Genomic DNA, 22,425 nt, shown 5'->3' with positions numbered 1-22,425 from the left:
GGCAAATTGAATTGAAAATAGGTATAATAAGATTAGCAATTCAGTTAAGGAGGAATTTTGAATGAGTGATCGTCAAGCGGCATTAGATATGGCGTTAAAACAAATAGAGAAGCAATTTGGTAAAGGTTCAATTATGAAATTAGGAGAACAAGCGGAACGTAGAATTTCTACAATTTCAAGTGGTTCTTTAGCACTTGATGTGGCATTAGGGGTAGGCGGATACCCACGTGGCCGTATTATCGAAATTTACGGACCTGAAAGTTCAGGTAAAACGACAGTTTCATTACATGCAATTGCAGAAGTACAACGTCAAGGTGGACAAGCAGCATTCATCGATGCGGAGCACGCAATGGATCCTGTATATGCACAAAAATTAGGCGTTAACATAGATGAATTACTATTATCACAGCCTGATACAGGGGAGCAAGGATTAGAAATCGCGGAAGCTCTTGTACGAAGTGGTGCGGTTGACATTATCGTAATTGACTCTGTAGCAGCTCTTGTACCGAAAGCAGAGATTGAAGGCGACATGGGTGACTCACACGTAGGTTTACAAGCACGTTTAATGTCACAAGCACTTCGTAAGCTTTCAGGAGCAATCAACAAATCAAAAACAATTGCAATCTTTATTAACCAAATTCGTGAAAAAGTTGGGGTTATGTTCGGAAACCCAGAAACAACTCCAGGTGGTCGTGCGTTGAAATTCTATTCAACTGTCCGTCTTGAAGTGCGTCGTGCGGAGCAATTAAAGCAAGGTAACGACATCGTTGGTAATAAAACAAAAGTAAAAGTAGTGAAAAATAAAGTAGCGCCACCATTCCGTGTTGCTGAAGTTGATATTATGTACGGAGAAGGTATTTCAAGAGAGGGTGAAATCTTGGATATGGCTTCTGAGCTTGATATCGTTCAAAAGAGCGGTGCTTGGTATTCTTATAATGAAGAACGTTTAGGACAAGGTCGTGAAAATTCGAAGCAATTCTTAAAAGAGAATACGGACTTAAGAGAGGAAATTGCCTTCTTTGTTCGTGATCATCACGGAATTGGTGAAGATTCTGGTGTGGAAGACACGGAAGATGCAACTCTTCAAGATTAAAAAATAAAAGACACGGGTCCCGTGTCTTTTATTTTTTAATCTTCTATTAAAGGGGTATCTATCGTAGTGGTTAAAATATTTTTTTGACTCAAATGGGATGTGTAAAGAGGAATATTCATACGTTTTAAGGGAATAAAATGGTATTTACTAAGGTTTTCCAGGATAGTATGCTATCAATTTTTCAAATTCAGATAACATTAAGGACTGAAGGTAAAGAAAGTAAAAGTAGACAACGCTTGACAATGAAAATTACGATAGATACAATGAGAATGTATATTTTTTCTTATATACGATATACTCTTCTCAAGAAGAGAAGTAATATTCGGAGTAAGGTTTAAATCTTACCGAAATAATAATATGACATTTTAATTGTGAAATGAAGAAAGTCCCTTAAAAAAGCGGGACGACGGTCTTTGCTGTATATTGTAATTTAATGTACATGCCGACAGTCTTTTTTCATTCATAGCAAGGGGAGGTGAAATCATGAGTAGTACAGTTTGGATACTCATCTCCATTTTGCTTGCAACAACAGTCGGTGCAGTTGTTGGCTTTTTTGTTCGAAAGTCTATTGCTGAAGCGAAGATTAATGGTGCGGCTAATGAAGCGAAACGTATTTTAGACGAAGCGAATCGTGAGGCTGAAGCACTTAAGAAAGAAGCGCTTTTAGAAGCAAAGGATGAAATTCATACACTTCGTACAGAAGCTGAATTAGAAATTCGTGACCGTAGAAGCGAATTACAAAAACAAGAAAATCGTTTAATGCAAAAAGAAGAGAACCTTGATCGTAAAGACGAAACGCTCGATAAACGCGAGCAGCAGTTAGAGAAGAAAGAGGAATCTCTTGTAGCGAGACAACAACAGATTGAAGAGTTGGAAAGCAAAGTGGGAGAGTTAGTTCAAAAGCAACAAACAGAATTAGAGCGCATTTCCAATCTGACACGCGAACAAGCGAAAGCAATTATTCTTGGTAAAGTAGAAAATGAAGTTTCTCATGAAATCGCTGTTATGGTAAAAGAAAGTGAAGTTCGCGCGAAAGAAGAAGCGGATAAGAAAGCAAAAGAGATTTTATCTCTTGCAATGCAAAGATGTGCAGCTGATCATGTTGCTGAAACAACCGTTTCGGTTGTAAATCTTCCAAATGACGAAATGAAGGGACGTATTATCGGGCGTGAAGGTCGTAATATTCGTACGTTAGAAACGTTAACGGGTATTGACTTAATTATCGATGATACACCAGAGGCGGTAATTCTTTCTGGATTCGATCCAATTCGTCGTGAAACAGCTCGTATCGCTCTTGATAAACTAGTACAGGACGGACGTATTCACCCAGCGCGTATTGAAGAGATGGTCGAAAAATCAAGACGTGAAGTGGACGAGTATATTCGCGAAGTCGGAGAGCAAACAACGTTTGAAGTGGGTGTTCACGGATTACACCCAGATTTAATTAAAATTTTAGGTCGTTTAAAATACCGTACAAGTTATGGACAAAACGTCTTAAAACACTCTATGGAAGTTGCATATTTAACTGGACTTATGGCAGCAGAGCTTGGTGAGGATGAAAAACTAGCAAGACGTGCTGGTCTATTACATGATATCGGAAAAGCGATTGACCATGAAGTAGAAGGTAGCCACGTTGAAATTGGTGTTGAACTCGCAACGAAATATAAAGAGCATCCTGTAGTTATAAACAGTATCGCATCTCACCATGGTGACACAGAACCAACTTCTATCATTGCAGTTTTAGTTGCAGCAGCAGATGCTTTATCAGCTGCAAGACCGGGAGCTCGTAGTGAAACGCTTGAAAACTACATTCGTCGTCTTGAAAAATTAGAAGAGATTTCAGAGTCTTATGAAGGCGTTGAAAAATCATTTGCAATTCAAGCAGGACGTGAAGTTCGTATTTTGGTAAAACCAGATACAATCGATGACTTAGAAGCTCATCGTTTAGCTCGTGATATCCGAAAACGTATTGAAAATGAACTGGATTACCCAGGACATATTAAAGTAACTGTTATTCGTGAAACACGTGCAGTGGAATACGCAAAATAAAGTGGTGAAACACCACTTTATTTTTTTGTGTTGGAATTGGATAAAATAAAGACAGTTATTTAGCATAAAAGTGAAACAAACTTATAATAAACATATTATAAGGAATTTACTTGATGCTATAGCAATAAAAAATGCAGTACATAGAAAGGGTAAGACATATGAGAATATTATTTGTTGGGGATGTAGTAGGATCTCCTGGTAGAGGTATGATTCAACAGTACGTACCGGCATTAAAGAAAAAATATACACCTACAGTAACAATCATTAATGGAGAAAATGCAGCAGGTGGCCGTGGGATTACAGAAAAAATATATCGAAACTTTTTAGAGTGTGGGGCACAAGCAGTTACACTTGGAAACCATGCTTGGGATAATCGTGAAGTATTTGAATTCATCGATGATGCAAAATATCTTGCAAGACCAGCTAACTTCCCAGAAGGAACTCCAGGAAAAGGACTTATCTTTGTGAACTGTAATGGAACAGAAGTTGCAGTTATTAACTTACAGGGGCGTACTTTCCTTCCTCCGATTGATTGTCCATTCCGTAAAGTGGATGAATTAATTAATATTGCGAAAAAACGTACGAATATTATCTTTATTGATTTCCATGCGGAGACTACAAGTGAAAAACAAGCGCTAGGTTGGTATGTAGATGGACGTGCTACAGCAGTAGTAGGTACGCATACGCATGTCCCTACAGCGGATAACCGTATTTTACCAAGCGGAACGGCATATATTACAGATGTTGGGATGACAGGGCCATATGATGGAATTTTAGGTATGGACCGAGAAGCAGTATTGAAGAAGTTTTTAACGAACTTACCGGTACGATTTGAAGTAACAAGTGGTAGAACGCAATTAAGTGCAGTGTTAATTGATGTGGATCCAAATACAGGAAAAGCAAAGAAAATTGAGCGCATTTTAATTAATGACGATCAACCATTTTTTGAGTAAATTTCCGTTAAATTTTAGATAAGTTATTATATTTTAATTTTTTAGAAAAATTACGAAAATTTAGCAGGAATACGCGCCATTCCTCGTGAATATAAGTTAAAGTGAAATAATTGCTAATACTTTTTAAAGAAACGAGGAGGAAACGCGGAATGGAAATATTAAAAGTTAAAGCAACGTCGGTCCCTAATTCTGTAGCTGGTGCACTTGCAGGTGTTATTCGCGAACGCGGAACAGCAGAAATTCAAGCTATTGGTGCAGGTGCATTAAACCAAGCGGTAAAGGCAGTAGCAATTGCAAGAGGGTTTGTAGCGCCTAGTGGTTTGGACCTAATTTGTATCCCAGCGTTTACAGATATTATGATTGATGGCGAAGAGCGTACAGCAATAAAATTAATTGTAGAACCTCGTTAAGTTTAAACAACCTGTTTGCAGTATGCAAACAGGTTGTTTTTATAATGGAGGAATGAAAATGAAAATTTTTGATGCTCATTGTGATGTGCTCTTTCAGTTATGGAGTGCAAAGGGAAAAAAGAATTTTAAAAACGATCCGCAATTACATATTACATTTCAACAGTTAAAGGAAAGACAAGGAAGTATACAATGTTTTGCAATATATGTGCCAGAAACAGTGACGTATGAAAAACGATTTGAAGCGGCATTACAAATGATAGATATTTTTTATAATGAAATTCTATCGCTACCAAGTGTGAGATTTATCCGAACGAAAGAGGATATAAATAGATTAAAACAAGACGAGGTTGGCGCGCTATTAACGTTAGAAGGGTGCGAAGCAATTGGCAAAGAAGCGATGAAATTACGTTTGTTTTATCGGTTAGGTGTACGTTCTTTCGGATTAACATGGAACTATGCGAATTTGTTAGCTGATGGGGCGCTAGAGACGCGTGGAGCAGGTTTAACTACTGTTGGTAGACAAGTTGTACAAGAGTTGAATACTTTGCAATTATGGACGGATCTATCACATTTAAATGAGAGAAGTTTTTGGGATGTGATAGAAATTGCAAATAACCCAATTGCATCCCACTCAAATTGTTATAAACTGTGTGAGCATCCACGCAATTTAAATGACGAACAAATTAAAGCGCTTATACAGAGAAATAGCATAATCGGTGTTACTTTTGTACCGCAGTTTCTAACAAGTGAAAGACAAGCAAATATAACAGATATAGTAAAACATATCGAATATATTTGCTCGCTAGGTGGAGAAAACAATATAGGGTTTGGTTCAGATTTTGATGGGATTGTAGATACGGTTGTCAATGTATCTGCCTACCGAGATTATGAAAATGTCATGAATGAGCTTTATAAATACTATGCTGCATCTACTGTAGAAAGATTTTTATATGATAATTTTGTTGAACATATGAGTTTTTAAGTTTTTGGTTTAAAATTCAGAATAATTAAAATTAATTCATTTGATTTTATTGCTTTTTTTAAGACCTAATACTAGAATGAAAAACAAAATAGCTTTATACTAAAGATTCAGGGAAATCAGAAGAGGCATAATTTGCGTCCGTTGTAGTTTATTTGCATAAAAAATGCTAAACTATTACTGTAAAAAAATACACTACAATGAATGCAGCCAAAAGGGGTGTAGGAGATGATTAGTCAACTTTCATGGAAAGTTGGAGGCCAACAAGGTGAAGGAATTGAAAGTACAGGAGAAATCTTCTGTATTGCATTAAACCGATTAGGATATTACCTATACGGTTACCGCCACTTCTCATCACGTATAAAAGGCGGCCATACAAATAATAAAATTCGTGTAAGTACAACAGAAGTACGAGCGATCTCAGATGATTTAGATATTTTAATTGCTTTTGACCAAGAAACAATTGATTTTAACTTCCACGAACTACGTCCAGGTGGAATTGTAGTTGCGGATGCGAAATTTAATCCAACAATACCTGATAATACAGATGTAAATCTATATGTGATACCGTTTACAGATATTGCTTCAGAATTAGGCACATCATTAATGAAAAACATGGTTGCTGTTGGAGCATCAAGTGCAGTATTAGGATTAGACGAAACAGCTTATTTAGATGTTGTTGAAGAAATCTTTGGTCGTAAAGGAGAGCAAGTCGTTCAAAAGAATATGGACGCAATTAAACGCGGCTCTCAATATATGAAAGAATTACTAGGTGAGAAAGTAAACATGATGCAGCTTGAAAAAGCTGATGGTAAAAAACGCATGTTTATGATTGGAAACGACGCAATCGCATTTGGTGCGGTAGCTGGTGGTGCTCGTTTTATGTCAGCATACCCAATCACACCTGCATCAGAAATTATGGAATACTTAATTAAAAAATTACCGAAAGTCGGCGGAACAGTAATCCAAACTGAGGATGAAATCGCAGCTTGTACAATGGCAATCGGTGCAAACTATGCTGGTGTTCGTACATTAACTGCATCTGCTGGTCCTGGTCTTTCATTAATGATGGAAGCAATCGGTTTAGCAGGTATTACAGAAACTCCATTAGTAATTGTTGATACACAACGTGGTGGTCCAAGTACGGGATTACCAACGAAACAAGAACAGTCTGACTTAATGGCGATGATTTACGGTACGCATGGTGAAATTCCAAAAATCGTAATGGCGCCAAGTACAGTTGAAGAAGCTTTCTATGACATTGTAGAAGCATTTAACTTATCTGAAGAATATCAAGTTCCTGTTATTTTCTTAACAGATTTACAGCTTTCGTTAGGAAAACAAACAGTAGAACCACTTAAATTAGATAAAGTGGAAATTCGTCGTGGTAAGCTTGATTTAGAAGCGGAATTACCAGAACGTGAAAATAAAGCATACTTCAAGCGTTATGAAGTAACTGAAGACGGCGTTTCACCGCGTGTTTTACCTGGTATGAAAAATGGTGTTCACCATGTTACAGGTGTAGAACATGATGAAACTGGAAAACCATCGGAATCAGCAATAAACCGTAAAGATCAAATGGACAAACGTTTCCGTAAAATGGAAAACTTGAAGTTTAATACCCCTGTTTATAAAAATGTTAAGCATGAAGAAGCAGACGTATTGCTTGTTGGATTTAACTCAACTCGTGGTGCGATCGAAGAGGCAATGACGCGTTTAGAACAAGAGGGTATGAAAGTAAACCATGCTCATGTACGTTTAATTCACCCGTTCCCAACAGCTGAAATCGATCCACTTGTGAAAAAGGCGAAGCGTGTTGTAGTAGTAGAAAACAATGCAACAGGTCAGCTTGCTAACATTATGAAAATGAATCTTGGTAATGGTGAGAAAATTTCTAGTCTTTTAAAATATGATGGAAACCCATTCTTGCCGAAAGAGATTTACAACGAATGCAAAAAAGGGGTTGTATTAAATGGCAACATTTAAGGACTTTCGTAACAGTGTAAAGCCAAACTGGTGCCCAGGTTGCGGAGACTTCTCAGTGCAAGCTGCAATTCAACGTGCGGCAGCTAACGTTGGTTTAAATCCAGATGAACTTGCTGTTATTTCTGGTATTGGCTGTTCAGGCCGTATTTCAGGTTATATTAATTCATATGGTGTGCATAGTATTCATGGTCGTGCCCTTCCGATTGCACAAGGTGTAAAAATGGCAAATCGTGATTTAACAGTCATCGCTTCAGGTGGTGATGGTGATGGATTTGCGATTGGTATGGGACATACAATCCATTCTATTCGTCGTAATATCGATATTACGTACATCGTAATGGATAACCAAATTTACGGGTTAACAAAAGGGCAAACTTCACCACGTAGTGAAGCTGGATTTAAAACGAAAAGCACACCGCAAGGTTCAATTGAACCATCACTAAATGTAATGGAAATGGCTTTAACAGCTGGTGCGACATTTGTGGCGCAAAGCTTTTCGAGTGATTTAAAAGAATTAACACAAATTATTGAAGCTGGTATTAACCATAAAGGATTTTCATTAATTAACGTATTTAGCCCATGTGTTACTTACAATAAAGTAAATACCTACGATTGGTTTAAAGAGAATTTAACGAAACTAAGCACAGTAGAGGGATATGATCCATCTAATCGCATGATGGCTATGCAAACTTTAATGGAAAATAACGGTTTAGTAACAGGTTTAATTTATCAAAATACTAAGCAACCATCATATCAAGAACTTGTTAAAGGCTATAGTGAAGAGCCTTTAGTGAAATCTGATTTAAATATGGATCAGAAAATGTTTGATGAGCTTGTTGCTGAATTTATGTAATATAAGAAGAGGAGGTTGCCATGTGGCAACCTTTTTTTATTAGAAAAATATAGGGTAGTCTTATTTACTTAGAAAATTCAGAATGGTAAAATAATATATAAATCGTTGTATGAAAATGGCAAGTTCATTGCTTATGAAATGTAAGATAATAAAGGGCCTCTGTATTGTTAAAATTGGCGAAACAGGTCATACTATGGTAATGTTTATAGGGATAAAGCAATATGCTTTTGGGTAGGACAACAAGAAATAATAAAAAGGGAATGTCTATTTGCGTGGGGAAGACTTCATTCTTATGAATGATTAGATTGATTACTCAAGTTTCAAAGGACAAGTTATCTCTCAAGCTATCTAACCATTTTTGAGGTGAGTCTAGGCGCATTAAAATGGACTATAGAGTGTGTATAGTTAAGGGTGAAAGGAGATTACCGATGAACGAGCAACAACGATTAGCAAGTCAACAAGCAAATTCCTCTACGAAAAAAGAAGAGAAAGATTATAGTAAATACTTTGAAAGTGTATATCAACCACCTTCCTTAAAGGATGCGAAAAAGCGAGGGAAAGAAGAAGTTAAAATTGAACGGGATTTTGGCTTACCTGAAGAGTTTCGCAATTTTGGTACAGGAAGAAAGTTCTATATTCGTACATATGGTTGTCAAATGAATGAGCATGATACGGAAGTAATGGCAGGTATTTTCACAACGCTTGGATATGAACCAACTTTTTCGACTGAGGATGCAGATGTAGTTTTATTAAATACTTGTGCAATTCGTGAAAATGCTGAAAATAAAGTGTTTGGTGAACTAGGCCATTTAAAGTCACTAAAGCGAAGAAATCCGGACCTTTTAATTGGTGTATGTGGTTGTATGTCTCAAGAAGAATCTGTTGTAAATAAAATTATGCAAAAAAATCAGCATGTAGATATGGTATTTGGAACGCATAATATTCATAGATTACCGTACATTCTAAAAGATGCGATGTTCTCGAAAGAGACGGTAGTTGAAGTATGGTCAAAGGAAGGCGACGTAATTGAAAACCTTCCGAAAGTACGTCGTGGTGATATTAAAGCTTGGGTAAATATTATGTATGGCTGTGATAAGTTCTGTACGTATTGTATTGTACCGTATACGCGCGGAAAAGAGCGGAGCAGACGTCCAGAAGATATTATCCAAGAGATTCGTCATTTAGCTGCGAATGGTTATAAAGAAATTACATTACTTGGACAGAACGTAAATGCATATGGTAAAGACTTTGAAGATGTAGAATACGGTCTTGGTGATTTAATGGACGAACTTCGTAAAGTTGATATTGCCCGTATTCGTTTTACAACGAGCCATCCACGTGATTTCGATGATCACTTAATTGAAGTGCTTGGCAAAGGTGGCAACTTAGTAGAACATATCCATTTACCAGTTCAATCTGGAAGTACAGATATGCTGAAAATTATGGCGCGTAAATATTCACGTGAGCATTATTTAGAACTTGTAAGAAAAATTAAAGAAGCAATTCCAGATGCAGTATTAACAACAGATATTATCGTTGGTTTCCCAAATGAAACAGATGAGCAATTTGAAGAAACGATGTCGTTATATCGTGAAGTAGGATTTGATACTGCCTTTACATTTATTTATTCTCCTCGCGAAGGTACACCAGCTGCAAAAATGAAAGATAATGTACCTATGGAAGTGAAGAAAGAACGTCTTCAACGCTTAAATACACTAGTAAATACGTTGGCAATTGAAAAGAATAGTCGTTACAAAGGTCAAATTGTAGAAGTGTTAGTTGATGGGGAAAGTAAAAATAATCCGGAAGTACTTGCAGGTTATACTCGCACGAATAAACTTGTAAACTTCGTCGCTTCAAAATCTTTAATTGGTCAGCTTGTGAAAGTAAAAGTAACGGAAGCAAAAACTTGGTCTCTTAACGGGGAATTAGTTGAAGAGCCGATTGAGGTGAAATAATAGATGAAAGTATATTCGAAAGATGACATTGTTGAACAAGCAAAAGAATTAGCAAAAATGATTTCTGAAACAGAAGAAGTTGATTTTTTTAAGAAAGCAGAGGCGCAAATTCATAAAAATGAAAATGTAAAGCGCGCAATCGATGAAATTAAAGCACTGCAAAAACAAGCAGTAAACTTGCAGCATTACGGGAAGTGGGAAGCTTTAAAAAAGGTAGAAGCTGAAATTGATGCATTGCAAGATAAGTTAGACAGTATTCCAGTCGTACAAGAATTTAAATCTTCACAAACATATGTAAATGACTTATTACAGTTAGTTGCTAGTACAATTTCTAACAACGTAACAGATGAAATATTAATTTCAACTGGTGGCGATGTACTTAAGGGTGAAACTGGCGCAGCGGTAGAAAGTAAAAAAGGAAATTGTGGTTGTTAAAGAGATGTCATATTGACATCTCTTTTTTTTAGTTGATTAAACGTAAGTTCTTCTCAAAAAAAGAATGACACATTCCGCTATTGTCACGCATATGATTAAGTGAATAGTGATTGAGGAGGGTTACGAATGTCCGAATTTAGAGAGATTATTACAAAAGCAGTGGTTGGAAAAGGACGTAAGTATACAAAGTCAACGCATACATGTGAATCGAATAATGAACCAACAAGTATTTTAGGGTGCTGGGTAATTAACCACTCGTACGAAGCAAGAAAGAATGGGAAGCATGTGGAAATTGAAGGTTTCTATGATGTGAACACTTGGTATTCATTTGATGGAAATACAAAGACTGAAGTTGTAACAGAACGCGTGAACTACACGGACGAAGTAAGCATTGGTTATCGTGATAAAAACTTTTCTGGTGACGATTTAGAAATTATTGCTCGTGTTATTCAGCCACCAAATTGTTTAGAAGCGCTTGTATCACCAAACGGTAATAAAATTGTTGTAACTGTAGAACGTGAATTTGTAACAGAAGTAGTTGGAGAAACGAAAATTTGTGTAAGTGTAAATCCTGAAGGCTGCGTAGAATCAGATGATGATTTCCAAATTGCTGATGATGAATTTGAAGAATTAGATCCGAACTTTATCGTTGATGCAGAAGAAGAGTAATAGAAAGCTAGGGAGAAGTTCTTCCTAGCTTTTTACTTTACATAAGTGGCGCTGAATGAACATGATTCTTTATGAAATATGTTATAATGAAGATAGACTCCTGAAATAGGAGATATGGATGTCCGTGAAATGTGACATATATGAAAATTGATTACTATGTAAGAATTATGGAGGAAAAGTATGACGCAATATACCCCTATGATACAGCAATATTTAAAGGTTAAGGCAGACTATCAAGATGCCTTTTTATTTTTCCGATTAGGCGATTTTTATGAAATGTTCTTTGAAGATGCCGTTAAAGCAGCTCATGAACTTGAGATTACATTAACGAGCCGAGATGGTGGCAGTAGTGATCGTATACCGATGTGCGGTGTACCGCATCATGCAGCTAAAAACTATATTGAACAACTTGTTGAAAAAGGATATAAAGTTGCTGTTTGTGAGCAAGTGGAAGATCCAAAAACAGCTAAAGGTGTAGTGCGCCGTGAAGTAGTACAACTAATTACGCCAGGAACGATGATGGAAGGGCGTACAATTGATGAGAAAGAAAACAACTTCTTAGCCGCATTAACACATTTTGAAGATGGATCATATGCTTTAGCTTGTAATGATTTAACGACTGGACAAAATACAGTAACGTTATTGACTGGTTCAGTAGAAGATATTTTATTGGAAGTGTATGCAACTGGTTCGAAAGAAATTGTTGTAGATTCTTCATTTTCTAAAGATGAATTAAATAAATTAACTGAAACGTTAAAAATGACAATTTCATATGAAGATGCAACGGCAATTCCTGAAGGATTAGAACATCTTGTGAAAAATGTTTCGCAAGCAAAGTTAATTAAAGCAATTGGACGCTTATTTAACTATGTGATAAGAACGCAAAAACGTTCATTAGATCATTTACAACCTGTAGAAATTTATTATACGAATCAATTTATGAAAATTGATGTGCATTCAAAGCGAAATTTAGAGCTGACGGAAACACTTCGAACGAAAGAAAAAACAGGATCATTATTATGGCTATTGGATAAAACAAAAACAGCTATGGGTGGTCGTATGTTAAAACAGTGGATGGAACGTCCACTTATTCAGAAAGAAAAAGTTGAAGAGCGTTTAGAAATGGTTGAAACATTTGTAAATGATTACTTCTTACGTGAAGATTTAAAAGAAAAATTAAAAGAAGTATATGATTTAGAACGTTTAGCAGGAAAAGTTGCATTTGGTAATGTCAATGCACGGGACTTATTACAGTTAAGACGATCTTTACTTCAAGTACCAGCTATTTTAGAAGCGATTAGTTTGTTAGATAATGCTTATGCAGCAAGGTTAATTCAAGGCGCGGATCCATGTGAGAGCTTAACTGAATTACTAGGAAGAAGTATTCAAGAAAACCCACCGCTTTCTATTAAAGATGGAGATATTATTAAAGACGGTTATAATGACAAGCTTGATCAATATCGTTACGTTAGTAAAAACGGAAAAACGTGGATCGCTGAGCTTGAAAAACGAGAGCGTGATATTACAGGAGTTAAATCGTTAAAAATCGGGTACAACCGTATTTTCGGCTACTACATTGAAGTGACGAAGGCGAATCTTGCAGCACTTCCAGAAGGCCGCTACGAACGAAAACAAACGCTTGCTAATGCTGAACGTTTCATTACAGATGAACTGAAAGAAAAAGAAACGTTAATTTTAGAAGCAGAAGAAAAAATTGTACAACTAGAATACGATTTATTTACAGCGCTTCGTGAAGAAGTAAAAGTATTTATTCCGAAATTACAACATTTAGCAAAAGTAATTAGTGAATTAGACGTACTGCAAAGTTTTGCGACAGTTAGTGAAGAAGAACAGTTTGTAAAACCTGTACTAACAACGAAGCGTGAAATCTTTATTAAAGATGGTCGTCATCCTGTCGTTGAAAAAGTATTGAACGGGAAATTGTATGTACCGAATGATTGTATTATGCCAGAGAAGATGGATGTCTTTTTAATTACAGGACCGAACATGTCTGGTAAAAGTACGTATATGAGACAGTTAGCACTTGTAACGGTTATGTCACAAATTGGTTGTTTCGTACCAGCGACAGAAGCAGTATTACCTGTATTTGACCAAATCTTTACGAGAATTGGTGCAGCAGATGATTTGATTTCAGGTCAAAGTACATTTATGGTCGAAATGTTAGAAGCGAAAAATGCAATTGCAAACGCATCAGAAAGAAGTTTAATTTTATTTGATGAAATTGGACGAGGTACATCTACGTATGATGGCATGGCACTTGCACAGGCAATCATTGAACATATTCATGACCAAATTGGGGCAAAAACGTTATTTTCTACACATTATCATGAATTGACTGTGTTAGAAGAGAGTTTAGATCAACTGAAAAATGTACACGTTTCAGCAATTGAAGAGAATGGTAAAGTAGTATTCCTTCATAAAATTCAAGATGGAGCAGCAGATAAAAGTTACGGAATCCACGTTGCGCAACTTGCAGAGCTTCCAGATAGCTTAATTGCCCGTGCGAAAGAAGTGTTAGCACAACTAGAAGGACAAGAAGAAATTATTATTCCAAAGCGTGTAGAAGTGAAAGTGCAGGAGCAAGAAGTTATTCCAGAACCTGTAGTTGTAAAAGAAGAGCCAGTAGAAGTACTAGAGGCGAAAGTAGAGACTGAGGAAGAATCACAACTATCTTTCTTTGGAGGAGAACAGTCTTCGAAGAAACAAGACAAGCTTGCGTTAAATCAAAAAGAAACAGCAGTACTGGCGCAAATTAAAAAAATTGATTTACTTGATATGACGCCTTTAGAAGCGATGAACGAACTGTATCGCTTACAGAAAAAGTTAAAGAAAGGATGAGTAAGTAGATGGGGAAAATTCGCAAACTCGATGACCAACTCTCTAACTTAATTGCGGCAGGAGAAGTAGTAGAGCGTCCTGCTTCAGTCGTAAAAGAACTTGTGGAAAATTCTATCGATGCGAATAGTACATCTATTGAAATCCACTTAGAAGAAGCTGGTTTATCGAAAATTCGCATCATTGATAATGGAGATGGCATTGCAGAAGAAGATTGCATCGTAGCTTTTGAACGACATGCGACAAGTAAAATTAAAGATGAAAACGATCTGTTTCGCATCAGAACACTCGGTTTCCGTGGTGAGGCATTGCCGAGTATCGCCTCAGTTAGTGAATTAGAATTAATCACTAGCACAGGTGATGCACCTGGTACACACCTTATTATTAAAGGTGGAGACATTATAAAGCAAGAGAAAACCGCGAGCCGAAAAGGAACAGATATTACAGTACAAAACTTATTCTTTAATACACCAGCGCGTCTTAAATATATGAAAACCATTCATACAGAGCTTGGTAATATTACAGATATTGTGTATCGTATTGCAATGTCACATCCAGAAGTATCGTTAAAGCTGTTTCATAATGAAAAGAAATTGCTTCATACGTCAGGTAATGGTGATGTAAGACAAGTACTTGCATCGATTTACAGCATTCAAGTTGCGAAGAAACTTGTTCCGATTGAAGCTGAATCTTTAGATTTCACAATTACAGGCTATGTAACATTACCAGAAGTAACGAGAGCATCTCGAAATTATATGTCAACAATCGTAAATGGCCGTTACGTTCGAAACTTTGTATTAATGAAAGCAATTCAGCAAGGATATCATACATTACTGCCAGTCGGACGATATCCAATCGGATTTTTATCGATTGAAATGGATCCAATGCTTGTTGACGTTAACGTACATCCTGCAAAATTAGAAGTTCGTTTTAGTAAAGAACAAGAATTGCTAAAGCTTATCGAAGAAACATTGCAAGCTGCATTTAAAAAAATACAGCTCATTCCAGATGCAGGCGTAACAACGAAGAAAAAAGAAAAAGACGAGAGTGTGCAAGAACAGTTCCAGTTTGAGCATGCGAAGCCGAAAGAACCATCCATGCCGGACATTGTTTTACCAACTGGCATGGATGAAAAACAAGAAGAACCGCTGCCTGTGAAACAGCCAGCACAACTGTGGCAACCGCCGAAACAAGAATGGCAACCACCACAGTCGCTCGTAAGAGAAGAACAAAGTTGGCAGCCATCTACTAGACCGATAATGGAAGAACCAATTCGAGAAGAAAAATCGTGGGACAGTAATGAAGAGGACTTTGAATTAGAGGAATTGGAAGAAGAAGTTCAGGAAATAAAAGAGATTGAAATGAACGGTAATGACTTACCGCCACTTTATCCAATTGGACAAATGCATGGAACATATATTTTCGCTCAAAATGATAAAGGCTTATATATGATTGACCAACATGCCGCGCAGGAACGTATTAATTATGAATACTTCCGTGATAAAGTAGGAAGGGTAGCGCAAGAAGTACAAGAACTGCTTGTACCGTACCGTATCGATTTATCTCTTACTGAATTTTTACGTGTTGAAGAGCAACTAGAAGAACTGAAAAAAGTCGGTCTATTCTTGGAGCAATTTGGCCATCAATCCTTTATCGTCCGCTCACATCCAACGTGGTTCCCGAAAGGACAAGAAACAGAAATTATCGATGAAATGATGGAGCAAGTTGTTAAACTAAAAAAAGTTGATATTAAAAAATTACGTGAAGAAGCAGCCATCATGATGAGCTGTAAAGCATCGATTAAAGCGAATCAATATTTAACGAACGATCAAATATTTGCTTTACTGGAAGAACTACGTACAACAACAAACCCGTATACATGCCCGCACGGAAGACCGATTCTTGTGCATCATTCTACTTATGAGTTGGAGAAGATGTTTAAGAGGGTTATGTAGAGTGAATAAACTACATTTCAAAAGGGGGCAACATTTACTGTTGCTCCCTTTTAATATGTAGATTTAATTGTTAAACGAGAATATGGTGAAGTAATTTTGCAGTTTATTTCTTGGCTGCGTTAGCTTATATTTATCTATGTATAAAAAAGCGCTGTATACAGCACTTTTTAAAAGGTGCATGAATAGTATAATGAAGATTTTTACATTATTAAAGACATAACTATGCATGGCCTAATATTGATTCTTATTTGGTTAATTGTCATAAGGATCTATACGATTATTTATTTTTATTATTATTAATTTTTTCAGTGTATAGAACTTGCTCTTTGTAGTGTTTCTTAATTGGAAAGTTATGTGTACCTGTGCCGTTCTTGAATTTTTTATCAATGGGGTTCTTTAGAGGAACTGTTGTGGTTTCAGTAAATTCATATGGGTAATTTATTTTAGATTTATCTTCAAACATGAAAATGCCTCCTTTTAGGATTTCCTAAATTCTTTACTATAACATGATATGCATATAGATTTTTTTTGGACTAGTTATTTATATAGGTTAATGGAATTTAATTACATAACCACTGAAGCCTTTTAAAGGAAAATAATTTGAGAAAGAAATGGTATGAATAGCCGTTGGCTCCTATTGTTATTTTTTTGTTTGACAGCGCAGTGAATAATGCATATAAATTCAATATAGATTGTTTTTATAATATGGTTTATATGAGATTTTCTTGATAATATAATGTGGAATATTATAGTATTATTAGGTTATTAGGAACATTTAATGCTGTTTCATAACTGAAAGGGAATTGAAAAAAAACTGAAACTTTTCTCATAAAAATTCAATCTAACTTGAAAAATGAAAGGAAAATGAAATTTTCCAAAAGATATTCTTTGTTAAGATAAAAAGCATACATACAAAAAGTATTGGTATATCTTAAAAATGTATTTTCAAGATATAGTGGGGGAAAAGATGAGATTAGAAAAACAATTAATAAAAAAGATGTATTATGAAACATTCCTAATGGAGAATGAAACAAAACCAACTCTTGACGTACTTGGACAAGCTTATGTAAACGATGAAAAAAATGAGATTTCTGATGGGTCTTATATTCGTTTTGCACAAGGTGAATTTTATTATCGTCATCAAGATTTTGAAGCAGCTATTTTTAAATGGGAGAAGGTTAGTAATGAATTAGCACCATGGGCACAAAAAAATATTGCGGATGCTTATTTCGAACTTAATCAATTATCATATGCTGAAAATATTTATACTTCTATTACTACTGATAATAAAATATTGATGATTGAAATTAGACTACAATTACTTTCTCTTTACATTGAGCAAAATAATTTTGACTCAGCTTTCGGTGTTATTAAAGAAGCAGTTTCTTTAAATCCTGATTATCCGAATGTCACAAAAATTGCCCGTTCCTTTTATGAGGAACAGCAAGATTTTGATAGTGCAGTAGAGCTTGCTGTGAATGAGTTAATTCGAATAGAATCGTATCCGTGGTTTGAGGTATTAAAAGGATATATTGATAAAGGGTTTACTAAACATATTTCACCAGATTATTTTTATAATGCATTAGCTACATTAAATAATGTAGATCAAGTACAGTTTACGCAAATGGTTTCATCACTTTGGAACAGTTATAAAGATGAACAAAATTATTTATTATGGCTTAATACAATAAATGAATTTTTCTTACATATTGAAATACATTCGTCCGATATATGGAACAAAGTTTCTGCTTTTTACGAAGAAACTTACTTTGCATTAATTCAAGGTCAATATACGCTTAGACAATTAAACGATATCATACCCAATCTGTTAGCAAATTGGTTAAAAGTAGTTAATCCATCTTATGCTGTATTTCCATCTGCAGCTGTATTGGCATGGGATGAGATTTTCCCTTCCAAAATAGATTTAGCAAATATAGAGCATGCGGAAAACTTACTGTCACATTCTATTAATCATGTAAATGGCTTAGAGTACAGCTTACACCTTTTTGAATCTATTACAGAGTGGGCACAAAAGCACAATATAGAAATAGGTCACCGATTTAAATGGTTAGTTGACGAACTCGCAGATTTAAGAACAAATCGTATTTTAGTAACGGGAACTTCAGGAAATGGAAAAACTACATTTATTAACTCTATATTAGGAGAAAACATATTAGAAAAATCAATTTCAAATGTAGTAGTTTTAAAAAATGATGCTCATATAGAAATAAACGCTATAACAGACTCAGCAATTACAACAACGGAAGATGTCTCTGATTACCATAATATGATGTCTCAGCACCATCAAACATATAGAGATAGAGCGTGTGTTGAATTTAAATTACCATGCAGATTTTTAAATGAAAATAAACTTACATTTGTAGTGACACCTGGCTTTAATAGGAATAACGACACTAGAGATGAGATATTCGAATATTTAAATTCTGTAGACGAATTACTGTTCGTATTGAATGCGGATTCACCTTTTACTGACAAAGAACGTGACATTCTATTAAGTATTCAAGAACATACGCCAAATTTACAAATTCATTTCTTATTAAATAAAATCGATAACATTTACAGTGAAGCAGAAGTGAAAAGGGTATTACATGATACGGCAACGAGAATAAACACATATTTCCCGCATGCGAGAATTTTCCCTTATTCCTCGTTATATACAAGTAGTAAACAATTAAATGATTTAACTGAGTTTATTCATTTTAACTTTAATCATAAAAATATCGATGCAGAACGTACTGAAAAGTTATTATTTTTCATTCGAAAAACAATTACATATCTTTTGGATAAACGTGTTGAGAAAGAAAATAATCTAGTAGATGCTATTAATTGGAATGAAGATATGCTAGTGAAACTAAACGGTAGCATTAATAACCTTACTGCATTTGAGAGGGAAAAAATTCATTTCATTACACAATCATATCGTTCAATGAAGACTGAAATTACAAATGATCTTACTGAAAATATTCCGAAGATATTAAAGAGCTGTTCTAATTTAATTAGTGAAGAAAGTGATTTCGGGCACATGGATACGGAACTAAATAAAGCAATGAATGAAAAAGTGCATAAATATTTAGAACAAACTGTATTACCTAATCTCGCTCTTTCTATGCAAAATTGGATTGCAACTTCTAATAATGAGCTTCTTCAAAGTCAAACGTATTTAGAAGAACTTAGTGAAGGGCTTAATTCACTATTTGGAGAAAATAGAATACAGTTAGAATGTGATTTTAAAGTGCTTGATGACTGGCGCAGAGATACTGACAGGATGACGACTAGAATACAAATGGATGAAGTAAATATTTTACGTCGATTTACGCCAGCACAATTTTTGTTGAAAAGTGCCGGTAAATTATTTGGAGTTCTTCCTAAAAATAAATCTATGCTATATAACAAATACAAACAGTATGTAGAAAATGAAGATTATACTGAAGTAACGGCTTCTATTATGAAGAAATTTTTCTTGCAATTTGAGCTGTTTGAAAACACACAAGAGCGAGATATTAATATATTCTTTAGGAATCCATTTAACTCCTTAAAGCAAGCTGTAGAAAACACGCATTTAGAAATACAAGAAAAACAAGAGATATTACATAAGATGAAATCAAATCCTGAAATCTATCATGATTCTATCATGCTCTTTGAATTGAGATTGCGTCAATGTGAAGTAATTTTAAATATAGGTGATGATAATACCTATACGGATGTAGCTTTAGAAACAAGCGTAGAATAAAAGTAAACACATCAGATTTTATATATGAAAAATCTGATGTGTTATAAGAAAGTAAAAAGGAGCAATTGTAATAAGTTGCTCCTTTTTCATATATAGATTATTTTTCTGTTTCTTTAATTTTAGTTTGTACTTCGCCAGTTTTAATTTTATTACTTTCTGAGAAGCGTAATAAATCGCCTTCAATAATTTTGTCAGACATTCGTAATTCATTTTGTGCACGTTTAATGAGGGCTTGAGCTTCTTTTTTTGGTAAATCTACAATTTCCCCTGTTATACGGTCGTAGAAAGTGTTGTTTTTGTATGCATACTTATCTGTAACGAAGCTACCATCGCGTAAAACAACAAAGCCAGTATATTCATCTGAAAACATATCATGGCCAAAACGGATATCATTCGTAGAACCAACACCTAATAAATTTAGAATAGTAGGTTTCATATCGATTTGTCCCGTAGGCTTTGAAATAGTTTGACCTTCTGTTTGTCCAGGAATATGAATATATAAAGGTGTACGTTGTAAATTTAAAGTATCAAATTCTGTTATTTGATCTTTGTCTAAAAACTGTGCCATTGCACGATTATGTTTTTCGGAAATGCCATAATGATCACCGTATAACACAATAATAGAATCATCATACATTCCCTCGGCCTTTAAACGCTCAATAAATTTTTTAATTGATTCGTCTAAGTAACGTGCAGTTACGATGTAACGATCGAATACGCCATTACCAGAGTTGTATGGTTCAATGAATTTTGTATCTTCATCATACGTGAATGGATAATGGTTTGTTAAAGTAAGGAAACGAGCATAGAATGGTTGATCAACAGTTTTTAATATATCTACTGATTGATCAAAGTATTCGATATCTTTTAATCCCCAATTTAAATTTGTTTCTGGCGTAATTTTGTAATCAAGCTCATTATAGTAACGATCATAACCAAGAGCGGAGTACATAATATTACGATTCCAAAATGTTGCGTTATTCGCATGGAATACAGAAGTGAAATAACCTTGCTGACGTAAAATTTCTGGAGTCGCAGTATAATCATTGTTACCGTGTGTGAAGAATACAGCCCCTCGATTTAATGGATACAACGACGTATCGATTAGAAATTCAGAATCGGATGTTTTCCCTTGACCAGTTTGATGGAAAAAGTTATCAAAGTAATAACTTTCATTTATGAATTCATTTAGGAATGGTGTAACTTCTTGCCCATTGACTGATGCGCCTATTAAGAAGGTCTGCAAGGATTCAAGAGTGACGACAATTACGTTTTTTCCTTTCGCTGCACCAAACATATTAGGGTTTGGCTCGCTTTGGTTTGCTTTTACGTAGTTTTCAGTTTCTTGTAATTTACTACTATCAGCAAGTGCTTTTTGTGACCCAGCTTTTACTTGCAGTGTTAAGTCATATACTTGGTGAGTATATAAGCCTAAATTTTTGACAAGCATTACCCGGTCGAATGATCTCGTTAATAATTCAGGGCGCTCTTTTTCTGCAAGCTGTAGATTCGCAAAGAATACACCAATCGTTAAAAGAAAGTATAACAAGCGTGTAGAATGAGTTACACGTTCTGTTTTAAAGACCAATGATTTCTTTTTTAATAAAATAAAGAAGAAAACAATGTCTACGAATGCGAGTATAATTTTGTAGTTTAATATCTCTATAATACTGCCGCCTAATTGGCCAAAGTTTGAGGTTTGTCCAAGTACTGGTAATGTAACGAAATCACTATAAAAATCATAGAACATTACATTTCCAACAAGCACGATCGTTAATAAGAAATTAATACATAGCGCTATATAATTTCGCTTTTCACCAGTTGCAAATAATGCTAATCCAACAAATGCTAATGATGCGGCTAGAGGGCTAATAAACAAAATAAGCTCTTGCGTTGAAGACTCAATTTTTAAATCAAAACTGAATCGCGTAATAAGATATGTTTTTAACCATACTGCTAAAGCCATTATTATAACAAAACTTATATTTTGCATTTGTAAATTTATTTTATTCTTCATTTTTACACCTTCTTTATACAATTTATTTAATTGAAGTTATATATTATGTTTTTATAACTATTAGAGTTTAATGAACCATTTAGATTATGTTTTCTAAAGGGAATAATTTGAAGTATTCATATACATACAATGGGGATTTTTAAAGCGTAGTAGCATAAATATAACTCTTTTTGAGAAACGGGCAGAACAAGTCATAGTTGTAGTGAAATTGACTTATAGACATCCTACCATATTAAACACTATGATGATGTTACAAAATATCGAACAAATGAAAGTGAAAATGGATAGAGACTTTTAAAACTGTTGACATTCAATTTATTAGAATTGAATGTCAATCGTTTTAAATATACAGTTATGTTACATATGTATTTTGTAAAATTCCGTTTCTTTGCCAGTTAATCATTAGCCGGGAAGGATAGGAGGGATTATTAAAACACTTTTACTATATATAAGTAAAAGTG

Annotated in this window: 15 protein-coding genes; 13 read left to right on the top strand and 2 right to left on the bottom strand. The window is 35.0% G+C overall.

What is annotated here, in order from left to right:
• The first annotated feature begins 61 nt into the window (after nt 1–61).
• The 12 genes from recA to mutL all read left to right on the top strand — a co-directional run bounded on the left by recA (nt 62) and on the right by mutL (nt 16,196).
• The gene (recA, locus tag BCG9842_RS18545; RefSeq protein ID WP_001283853.1) at nt 62–1,093 is read left to right on the top strand and encodes a recombinase RecA; all 1,032 of its coding nucleotides are present in this window, start codon (nt 62–64) and stop codon (nt 1,091–1,093) included.
• Between the two features lie 483 nt (nt 1,094–1,576).
• Nucleotides 1,577–3,142 carry a ribonuclease Y gene (rny, locus tag BCG9842_RS18535; protein ID WP_000099770.1) on the top strand — a complete coding sequence of 522 codons (1,566 nt, stop codon included), beginning with the start codon at nt 1,577–1,579 and terminating at the stop codon, nt 3,140–3,142.
• Nucleotides 3,143–3,300: 158 nt separating this feature from the next.
• Nucleotides 3,301–4,095, top strand: coding sequence for a TIGR00282 family metallophosphoesterase (locus tag BCG9842_RS18530; protein ID WP_001221092.1), 795 nt, complete (start codon nt 3,301–3,303; stop codon nt 4,093–4,095).
• A 149-nt stretch (nt 4,096–4,244) separates the two neighbouring features.
• Nucleotides 4,245–4,505, top strand: a complete 261-nt coding sequence (spoVS, locus tag BCG9842_RS18525) for a stage V sporulation protein SpoVS (protein ID WP_000404341.1) — start codon at nt 4,245–4,247, stop codon at nt 4,503–4,505.
• 22 nt (nt 4,506–4,527) lie between these two features.
• The gene (locus tag BCG9842_RS18520) at nt 4,528–5,487 is read left to right on the top strand and encodes a dipeptidase (protein ID WP_141526697.1); all 960 of its coding nucleotides are present in this window, start codon (nt 4,528–4,530) and stop codon (nt 5,485–5,487) included.
• A 225-nt stretch (nt 5,488–5,712) separates the two neighbouring features.
• Nucleotides 5,713–7,470, top strand: a complete 1,758-nt coding sequence (locus tag BCG9842_RS18515; protein ID WP_000625417.1) for a 2-oxoacid:acceptor oxidoreductase subunit alpha — start codon at nt 5,713–5,715, stop codon at nt 7,468–7,470.
• Nucleotides 7,457–8,323, top strand: a complete 867-nt coding sequence (locus BCG9842_RS18510) for a 2-oxoacid:ferredoxin oxidoreductase subunit beta (RefSeq protein WP_000190155.1) — start codon at nt 7,457–7,459, stop codon at nt 8,321–8,323. The genes BCG9842_RS18515 and BCG9842_RS18510 overlap by 14 nt, the downstream gene beginning before the upstream one ends.
• 428 nt (nt 8,324–8,751) lie before the next feature.
• The gene (gene miaB / locus BCG9842_RS18505) at nt 8,752–10,281 is read left to right on the top strand and encodes a tRNA (N6-isopentenyl adenosine(37)-C2)-methylthiotransferase MiaB (RefSeq protein WP_001005392.1); all 1,530 of its coding nucleotides are present in this window, start codon (nt 8,752–8,754) and stop codon (nt 10,279–10,281) included.
• Between the two features lie 3 nt (nt 10,282–10,284).
• The gene (locus BCG9842_RS18500; RefSeq protein ID WP_000870460.1) at nt 10,285–10,716 is read left to right on the top strand and encodes a RicAFT regulatory complex protein RicA family protein; all 432 of its coding nucleotides are present in this window, start codon (nt 10,285–10,287) and stop codon (nt 10,714–10,716) included.
• A 126-nt stretch (nt 10,717–10,842) separates the two neighbouring features.
• Entirely contained in the window at nt 10,843–11,385 is a 543-nt protein-coding gene (gene cotE / locus BCG9842_RS18495) for an outer spore coat protein CotE (protein ID WP_001288799.1), read from the top strand.
• Nucleotides 11,386–11,565: 180 nt separating this feature from the next.
• Nucleotides 11,566–14,244: a DNA mismatch repair protein MutS gene (mutS, locus tag BCG9842_RS18490; RefSeq protein WP_000195991.1), complete on the top strand. Its 2,679-nt coding sequence runs from the start codon at nt 11,566–11,568 to the stop codon at nt 14,242–14,244.
• A gap of 8 nt (nt 14,245–14,252) precedes the next feature.
• Nucleotides 14,253–16,196, top strand: coding sequence for a DNA mismatch repair endonuclease MutL (gene mutL / locus BCG9842_RS18485; protein WP_000516486.1), 1,944 nt, complete (start codon nt 14,253–14,255; stop codon nt 16,194–16,196).
• Between the two features lie 277 nt (nt 16,197–16,473).
• Here mutL and BCG9842_RS18480 read toward each other — a convergent pair whose 3' ends face one another.
• A complete protein-coding gene (locus tag BCG9842_RS18480) occupies nt 16,474–16,659 on the bottom strand; it encodes a hypothetical protein (protein ID WP_000461138.1) in 186 nt (61 codons plus the stop codon).
• A gap of 504 nt (nt 16,660–17,163) precedes the next feature.
• On the opposite strand from BCG9842_RS18480, the gene BCG9842_RS18475 reads away from it, so the two are divergent.
• Entirely contained in the window at nt 17,164–19,947 is a 2,784-nt protein-coding gene (locus BCG9842_RS18475) for a dynamin family protein (RefSeq protein ID WP_001235296.1), read from the top strand.
• 97 nt (nt 19,948–20,044) lie between these two features.
• Here the strand turns inward: BCG9842_RS18475 and BCG9842_RS18470 are convergent, their stop codons facing one another.
• Entirely contained in the window at nt 20,045–21,964 is a 1,920-nt protein-coding gene (locus BCG9842_RS18470) for an LTA synthase family protein (protein WP_000791036.1), read from the bottom strand.
• Nucleotides 21,965–22,425: the final 461 nt, after the last annotated feature.

Origin of the sequence: Bacillus cereus G9842 (genome assembly GCF_000021305.1) — a bacterium.
Taxonomy (GTDB): domain Bacteria; phylum Bacillota; class Bacilli; order Bacillales; family Bacillaceae_G; genus Bacillus_A; species Bacillus_A thuringiensis_S.
The sequence above is the reverse complement of the archived record's forward strand: the minus strand, read 5'-3'. Positions and strand labels throughout refer to the sequence as shown.